The organism is Mycobacterium sp. (assembly GCF_049281135.1).
GTDB lineage: Bacteria > Actinomycetota > Actinomycetes > Mycobacteriales > Mycobacteriaceae > Mycobacterium.
Map to the genome: position 1 here is coordinate 1 of NZ_JBAPRN010000542.1, position 7,891 is coordinate 7,891.

The 7,891-nt window shown below is 64.3% G+C and carries 6 protein-coding genes; 1 reads left to right on the plus strand and 5 read right to left on the minus strand.

Features of this window, described 5'->3' with window-relative positions; translation table 11 throughout:
- Positions 1–1,287, plus strand: a 1,287-nt coding sequence (locus WAN02_RS21295) for a UbiD family decarboxylase (RefSeq protein WP_422266203.1), incomplete at its 5' end; no start/stop codon positions are given.
- 148 nt (positions 1,288–1,435) lie between these two features.
- Here the strand turns inward: WAN02_RS21295 and WAN02_RS21300 are convergent.
- The 5 genes from WAN02_RS21300 to WAN02_RS21320 form a co-directional block, all read right to left on the minus strand.
- A complete protein-coding gene (locus WAN02_RS21300) occupies positions 1,436–3,046 on the minus strand; it encodes an FAD-dependent oxidoreductase (RefSeq protein WP_422266204.1) in 1,611 nt (536 codons plus the stop codon).
- A gap of 434 nt (positions 3,047–3,480) precedes the next feature.
- The gene (locus tag WAN02_RS21305) at positions 3,481–4,311 is read right to left on the minus strand and encodes an esterase/lipase family protein (RefSeq protein WP_422266205.1); all 831 of its coding nucleotides are present in this window, start codon (positions 4,309–4,311) and stop codon (positions 3,481–3,483) included.
- Positions 4,311–5,750 (minus strand): WS/DGAT/MGAT family O-acyltransferase, encoded by a 1,440-nt coding sequence (locus tag WAN02_RS21310; RefSeq protein ID WP_422266206.1) that lies wholly within the window; start codon positions 5,748–5,750, stop codon positions 4,311–4,313. Before WAN02_RS21310 ends, WAN02_RS21305 begins: the two co-directional genes overlap by 1 nt.
- A 51-nt stretch (positions 5,751–5,801) precedes the next feature.
- Positions 5,802–7,619 carry an acyl-CoA dehydrogenase gene (locus WAN02_RS21315; protein ID WP_422266207.1) on the minus strand — a complete coding sequence of 606 codons (1,818 nt, stop codon included), beginning with the start codon at positions 7,617–7,619 and terminating at the stop codon, positions 5,802–5,804.
- Positions 7,620–7,622: 3 nt separating this feature from the next.
- Positions 7,623–7,891: hypothetical protein (locus WAN02_RS21320; RefSeq protein WP_422266208.1), on the minus strand; the 269-nt coding region annotated here is incomplete at its 5' end.

The window sequence follows — 7,891 nt, forward strand, 5'->3', positions numbered from 1 at the left end:
CCGGGTGCGCTGTCCAGCGATGCCCGGCATCGATTGGCCCGCGTTGCGCTTTCGCTGGGTCTGCCGCACGACGTCACGGCGCGCCAACTGGTCGAGCACCTGGTGGCGGCGCAGGCGAAAACCCCAATTCCGCCAAAGCTGCTCGCACCAGATGCGGCACCGTGCAAGCAGAACATTTTGTTGGGTGCCGATGCGACGCTGGATCGTTTTCCGATTCCGCTCGTGCATCCCGATGATGGTGGTCGCTATCCGAACACCTGGGGAGTCATTGTGGCGCGAACACCCGATGGGCGGTGGACGAACTGGTCGATCTCGCGGATCATGATGCTGGACAACCGCCACATGACCGGCTTGTTTTTGCCTCAGCAACACATCGGGATGATCTGGGCGGAATGGGAAAAACTAGGTAAGCCAATGCCATTCGCTGTCGTGCAAGGCGGTGACCCCGGTGTGCCGATCGTTGGCGGGATGCCCATTCCCGAAGAGGTCGATGAAGGCACGTTCCTGGGCACGCTCTACGGCGAACCGGTCGAAGTGGTCAAGTGCGAGACCAACGATCTGCAGGTACCTGCGGGGGCCGAGGTCGTCATCGAGGGCCATGTGTCGATCACCCGCGACGCCACCGAAGGACCGTATGCCGAATTCCACGGGTATGCGCTTCCCGAGACCTCACCTGAGCCGGTGTACACGATCGAGGCGATCACCTACCGCGACAACCCGATCTGGCCGATCAGCGCCACCGGCCGCCCGCCCGATGACTCGCAAATCGCCCCGGCACTGGGGGTGTCGGCGGAAGTTCTGGCGTTATTGCGTAACGCGGGCCTGCCCATCACGACGGCGTGGCTGCTCGTGGACACAGCATGCCACTGGATGATCATCACCGTCCCGCGGCATTGGCGCGACGTGCAACCGCACACCAACAGCGCCGAATTCGTGCACCGGATCGGGGAGCTGATGAGCGCCAACCGGGTAGGTCACATGTGTCCGGTGACCTACGTGCTGGACGACGACATCGACCCAGCGAACACCTCGGATGTGCTGTGGGCACTCGGCACCCGCACCCATCCCAGTCAGCGCCAAGAGCACTGGGAGGTCCCGATCTTGCCGTGGTATCAGTGCTACACCGAGCACGAGAAGCATAGCGGGCGTGGGCCGATCGTCGTCCATGACGGGTTGCTCACCGCCCTCGAGGACGGGGAGGCGCGCCCGGCGACGTTCGACAGTCTCTACCCCGCAGAACTCCGCCAAAGCGTAATCGCCGCCGAACAGCGTGGAACGCCAACGTAATCCGGTTAGGTGAACAGTTCACTTCGCTGCGAGATGTATTCCTGCACTGAGTGCGCAGGACGGCCCGTGAGGTCTTCGACAACATGGGTTAGCCGGTTGTAGCGGGCCGCTGAGTCGCTGCTCGGGGCGTGGGCCGTGGTGCGCGCATTCATTTGTCAGCTTCGGGCAGAGCGAACATGGTGTGCACAGAAGCGACCGCGGTTGCTCCTTCGCCCATCGCCGCGGCCACGCGCTTCACCGACCCGAGTCGGACGTCGCCCGCGGCAAAGACACCTGGGATAGAGGTTTCGAAGGGCAGGGGCCGGCGTCCTAGTGTCTCCCAGCGCGGTCCGAGATCATGGTCGAGCTGCGTATCGGTGCGAATGAAACCGGCTTTCTCGGTGGCGATGTTCGGCAGCCACGTCGTGTCGGGCAGCGCACCGATGAAGCAAAACAGGCCCTCGCTGGCAAGCGTGGTGGTCTTCCCATCGGGGCGGTGGGTGATGGTGACCGATTCCAGGCACTCGGTGCCGTCTACGGCGGTGACCTCGGTGCGGGTCGCGACGGTGATCGCGGGATGGTTAACGATTCGGTCCACGAGGTAGGCCGACATGTTGGTATGAATGCTCTCTCCCCGCAGAATCAGGGTGACGTGGGCGCAGCGGGCGGCGAGGAATAGTGCTGCCTGTCCCGCCGAGTTCGCCCCGCCGATGACCACGACCGGGGACTGTACACAGCGACGTGCTTCCAATTCCGTGGCGGCGTAGTAGATCCCGCAGCCTTCGAACTCGGCCCAGCGGGGCAGCGGCAATGTCTTGTAGCGGGCGCCGGTGGCGACGATGACGGCGCGCCCGGTGATGTGTGATTTGTCGTCGAGGGTCAGTCGGGTTACGCGGTTAGGCAGCGTTTCTAGATCCACCACTCGGCATGGCGCATACAGTTGCGCACCGAATTTCAGCGCTTGTACCGCGGTCCGGCGAGTGAGTTCAGCGCCGCTGAGCCCGCGGGGAAACCCCGGATAGTTTTCGATCCGTGAGCTGGCGCCCGCTTGTCCGCCGGGCGCGACGGAGTCGAGCATGATGGTGCGTAGGCCCTCCGATGCCCCATAAACCGTCGCTGCCAACCCGGCTGGTCCTCCGCCGATTACGACGAGATCGGACAGTTCGGTCGCGGGATCCGACCTCGCCAGCCCTATTCGCTGCGCCAGCTGTGTCGGGTTGGCGTTCAGCAGGACCCCGTCCGGCAAAAGCACTGCCGGCAGGTCTTCCGGTTGCAGGTCCAGGCTTGCGCGCATTGCCATGCCGCGCGGCGAGGCCGCATCGGTCCATACGTGTGGCAGCTCCATTCGCTCGGCGTAGACCTGCAGCGTCAATGCCGGTGCCGAATTGCGACGGCCGATAATCTCGAGGGTGTCGGCAAGTGCGGTCTTCAGCCGCCCGCGTCGGAAATACGATGCGGTCAGGATGATGTCAGAAAGCTCGGCATCCTGCGCCATGAGTTGCCGAAACGACTGCGGTCCAATGCGATAGATCGTCCCGGGCTCTCGAGCGCACGCCGTCATAAACATGCGTTCTCCGGTGAACAGGCTCAGTTCACCGAGGAATTCGCCGGGTCCCATCTCGGCGATCCGAACAGTTCCCTGATCGGAGATGGAGTCGCAGAGCAAGTCCACTCGACCTGATTCGATGAGAATGAGGTCGACGCGGCTGTCGCCCGGCTTATAGAGCAGGTCGCCGGGGGCGATGGTTTCGAGCGACCCGTATGCGCGCAGGCGGACCATCAGCTCCTGGCTTAGAACCGGTCGGCGATCGTCCGAACCCTGCCCCGCTACAGCGTGTGCGTCGTCGTCTTGGCGCCGCGACGCTGTCGTGCCGTCATCCGAGGGTGGGTGGCGAGGTGGCATCGGGATCGCCCTTGTCCGTTCGGCGGTGGTCGCGAATAAACGTTACTTGACATCGAAGATGTGAGGTCGCGAGGCGGCGATAGGTCACATATTCAGGTGACCGGGGGTTGGCTCAGCGGAGCGTGATGTGGGGCCCTGTCGTCCCATTCACCCTCACCCATTTTCACGAGGGACTGCCACCCTTGTGGATACCACGATCTGGCCGGGCGCGCGCCGCCTCAGCCTGGCGTCGAATCTTTTAGGCAAGGCCGACGCGGCTGAGCGTCTGATCGACTTCGCTTCGTGACGCCGATCTCGTCACCTGCGATCCACTACAGAAACGCTCGCCAAGGCTGCCGGGGCGGCGAGTCGGCTGGGGGATATAGCGGCCGCAACGCGGCGGGTGGACGGAACGGCGCCCAATCGCCGAGCGGCTGAGCCAACCGGTCGGCGACGGCCCAGATCACCGCGGGGTGGTAACCGAACCCCAAATGGCTGCCGACCACCGCGATGTTCTCGGCCCGCGCGGACGGTACGTCGAGGCAGGCCTGCCAGGCGACGATGCCGTCGTACCGGGAGTAGATCGAGGTAGCCGGCACCGGTAGTGCGCCTACGCTGGACTCCAGCGGCAATTCCTTTGGCAGGACATGCAAGTGGGCGTAGCGGTCGTAGGCGCGGCGGGCCCGGGACTGACGTTCGTGGGCGAGACGGATCGGGCTGCCAAGCGTGATGACCTGGCGCACCGCGGTCGGAGTGTTGCGGCCGAGAATGCGAGCGTAGATGCCGCCGAGGCTCCAGCCGATCACGCTCACTTCGGAGTCGTATCGCGACCGCAGGTCGAGCAGGCGGTTCTGTAGTCCGGCGACCGTCGCAGCTGTCGGGCCGAGATTGCGCCCGAGCCGCCAGCCGTGTACGCGGTAGCCCAGGTCGCGCAGGATACGACGCAACGCCCAGGTGGAATCGTCGTCTGCCAGCAGGCCCGGCAATACCAAAACCGGTTGCTGATCGCCAACCGGCAGTAGTTGCCTTAGCGGCAATGCGGCGACGAGCAGACCGAACTCGGCCATGGCACGGGCGGGGTCTGTGACAAAGAGCCACGATGGGGGAGGGCTCGCCCCGTCGGTGTCGCCGGGTATCTGCCAGCGCCACGTCGGGCTCGACATCAGCTGGCCCCGACCGCGTCCGACAGTGCGACGATCTCGTCTTGGAGCGCGTCGATGATCAGATCGACATCGGGCACCAGATCGCGATCGGCCAGTGCGCCGAAGTTCAGCTTGCCGTTGGACCCCAAGACGGTCAGGTTGAGCCCCTGTCCGTCGGCGATCGCCGAGAGCGGGTAGATGCCGTCGAGGCGCGCCCCGCACAGGTAGAGATCGACGTTTGGCCCGGGAACGTTGGAAATAACCAGGTTGAACGGCGGGACTCGTTCCAGTAACCGCAGTCGGGTGGCCAGCCGGTTGGCCTGATTCGCCAACGCCGGCATGGAGAACTCGGCGATGTCGGTGAGCAGGTCGGCGGGCAGTGCGTTGTGCTGATCCTTCGCCGCGCCCATCGCCTCATGCGCAGCGGCCAGCCGCGCAGCGGGGTCCGCTAAATGCGTTGGGAGCGAGGCGATGACGGCCGAGACCCGGTTGCCGTGGGTGCCTTTTTGTTCTTCGGTGCGGATCGACACCGGGACGGCGGCCACGAGTGGTCGCTCGGGCAGGGCATCGTGTTTCTGGAGCCAAACGCGCAGCGCGCCGGCGCACAGCGCCATCACAACATCGTTGACGGTCACGCCGGCGGCGTTCTTGATCGATTTGACGTCCGCAAGCGCGACGCTGGTGAAGGCCCAGCGACGATGCGGTCCGATGTTCTTGTTGAACGGAGTTGCCGGTGCGATCAACGGCGGAGCCGAAAGGACGACGCCGCGGTCGCGGCGCAACAAGAACCTGTCGATGAGCGGCAGCCAGGGGCGTGCGGGACTGCTGACAAGGGCGGGCAGAGAGCGCACGATCCCCGCCGACACCCGCGCGGCCCGAACCGGGTTGGTTGCCAGCGACGCAGCGCTGCGCGCTAGGAGCTGCGCCGCTCCGGGCTCGTCTTCGGGGCGCCATGAGTCTGGCTCGCCGACGTCGCGCGGCTCCGGTGAGGTGTCCATCAACGAGGCGAGCAAGTCGTTCCCCGACACCCCGTCGATGGCCGCGTGATGCACCTTGACGTAGACCGCCTGCCTGCCATGCTGCAGGCCGTGTATGAGGTAGACCTCCCACAGCGGACGGCGGCGATCCAGCGGCCGCGCGTGCAACCGTGCCGCCTGAATTGCCAGCTGGCGATCATCGCCCGGTGCCGGTAACCCCAGCTCGCGGACATGGAACTCGATGTCGAAATCGGGGTCCTCGATCCAGTACGGCTGATCTAGGCCAAAGGGAACCTGCACCAAGCGGCGGCGAAACAGCGGGGCCAGCGGCAAACGGGACTCGATGAGCTCCGTCAGCCGCTCGACAGTCACTGCCTGGCCGCCCGCCGGCGGATCGAGGACAGACACGCTGCCCACGTGCCCGTAGGCCGTGGGCGAGTCGAGCGCTAAGAATGCTGCGTCCAAACCGGTTAGCTGCTGCATGACACCCTCCGGTACGAACTCGAATCAAACGTAAGCCGAGTATCGACCATGTTAGAACCAGTTGTCGTCCAAATCGGTGGTGGTTCGGTCGCCGCTATCGAGGAGGTCGAACTGTGCGGTCGTTTTGGGGAGTTCGTAACGGAAGAAGTACCGTGCGGCCAGGCGCTTGCCGTCGAAGAAGTCTCCCGCCTTGCGGTGCGCGGCAAGCGCCTGCTGCAGCCAGATCCAGGCCAGAACCACGTGGCCGACGGCTTCGAGGTAGATCGTGGCGTTCGCCAGGGCGCTGGCCGGATCAGCGTCCTTCCACAGCACTCCGCTGGTGTGCTCGACCCGGAGCGCCGCCGATGTCAGCGTGGTTGCCCACCCAGCCAGTGGATCTCCCACCGCCGACGCCTGGTCGGCCGTGTCCCGGATTTTGTCGAGCAGCAAGCGCAGGCCTCGTCCGCCGTCGATGAGCACCTTGCGACCAAGAAGGTCGAGTGCGTGAATGCCGTGGGTACCCTCGTGGATGGAGTTGAGCCTGTTGTCCCGGTAGAGCTGTTCGACGTTGTAGTCCCGGGTGTAGCCGTACCCACCGTGGACTTGGATGGCCAGGCTGTTGGCCTCGACAGCCCATTGCGACGGCCAACTCTTGGCGATAGGAGTCAATACCTCAAGCAGAAGCCTGGCGTCGTCGCGTCCGATATCGGTTGGCGCGGAGAGCGTTTCGTCGATGAGGCGGCCACAATAAAGACCGAGCCCCAATGCGCCTTCGACGTAACTCTTTTGAGCCAGCAGCATTCGGCGTACATCGGGATGGGAGATGATCGGGATCTCGTCGACGGACTTACCACGCGACAGCGGTCTGCCCTGCAGCCGGGTGCGGGCATAGGCCAGCGCCTGTAGATAGCCCGTGTAGCCCTGAGCCGTAGCCGACAGTCCGACGCTGACCCTGGCTTCATTCATCATGTGGAACATCTGCCGCAACCCGTCGAACTCGTTTCCGACGAGATAGCCGATCGCGCCGCTGCGTCCATCGGGTGTGATCGACTCGTCGCCAAAATTCAGCAGCGCGTTGGTCGTTCCGTGATTACCCATCTTGTGGTTCAGGCCGACCAGCACCACCGAGTTACGCGACTCCGGGCGTCCGCCGTCGTCGACGAGATGCTTCGGAACGATGAACAGCGAGATTCCTTTGACACCCGCCGGGCCTCCGGGTGTCTTGGCCAGCACGAGATGAACGATATTGTCGGACATTTCGTGATCACCGCCGCTGATCCACATCTTGGTGCCGGTGATCCGGTATGTTCCATCCTCCTGCCGGACCGCTCGAGTCGTGATGTTGGCCAGCGATGAGCCCGCGTGCGGTTCGGACAGGCACATCGTTCCCTGATATCGGCCGTCGAGCATCGGGCGCACCCAGGTGTCGATTTGCTCCTTGTTCCCATAGGCGGCCAGCAAGTGTGCGTTGGCCACGGTCAGGCCCAGGTAAGCGGCGGTGCTGACGTTGGCGGCCTGCAGCCACGCGAACGCTGCCCTCGATACCACGTACGGGAGCTGGTATCCGTCAACGTCGTGGTCGAAGTCGCCGGCCAATAGGCCCGCGGCGCCCGCCGCCGACAGCGCCTCTTTCACCTCGGGCAGCGTGGTCACGGTGCCGTCACAATTGACGAATGGTTCCTCTGTGTCAGCGGTCTTAAAGTGCGGCGCAAAGCGTTTGATCGCGATATCGGCGGCTAGATCAAGCACGGAGTCGAAGGACTCTATCGAGTGCTCGCGGTACCGGGGCCGGTCACACAGTGCTCCCACGTCGAGCCATTCGTAGAGCAAAAAGTCGATGTCGCGCGGATTCAGCAATGGAGGGTGAGAGTCGGCGTAGATGCGCTTCATGGGCTAGCTCACTCCCCACCGGTTGGCAAGCGCCTTATGCTCAATGTCCTTGGCGAATAGCGGTGTTTCCTCGGCATTGTGGGCCCTCAACGCCTGCTCCGCTGCCTCGCTCGCCTTGGCGAGGGGGACGCCGCGCTTCTCCAGCGCTTCGAGATAGCCAGGTGCTGAGCGGACTTCGACGCTGTTGGTAAACCGCGATGTCCCCGAATCGATTTCGTCGGCGACGAACATCCAGACCACGCCGACCTTGACACTGCTGCCGATTTCCGGAC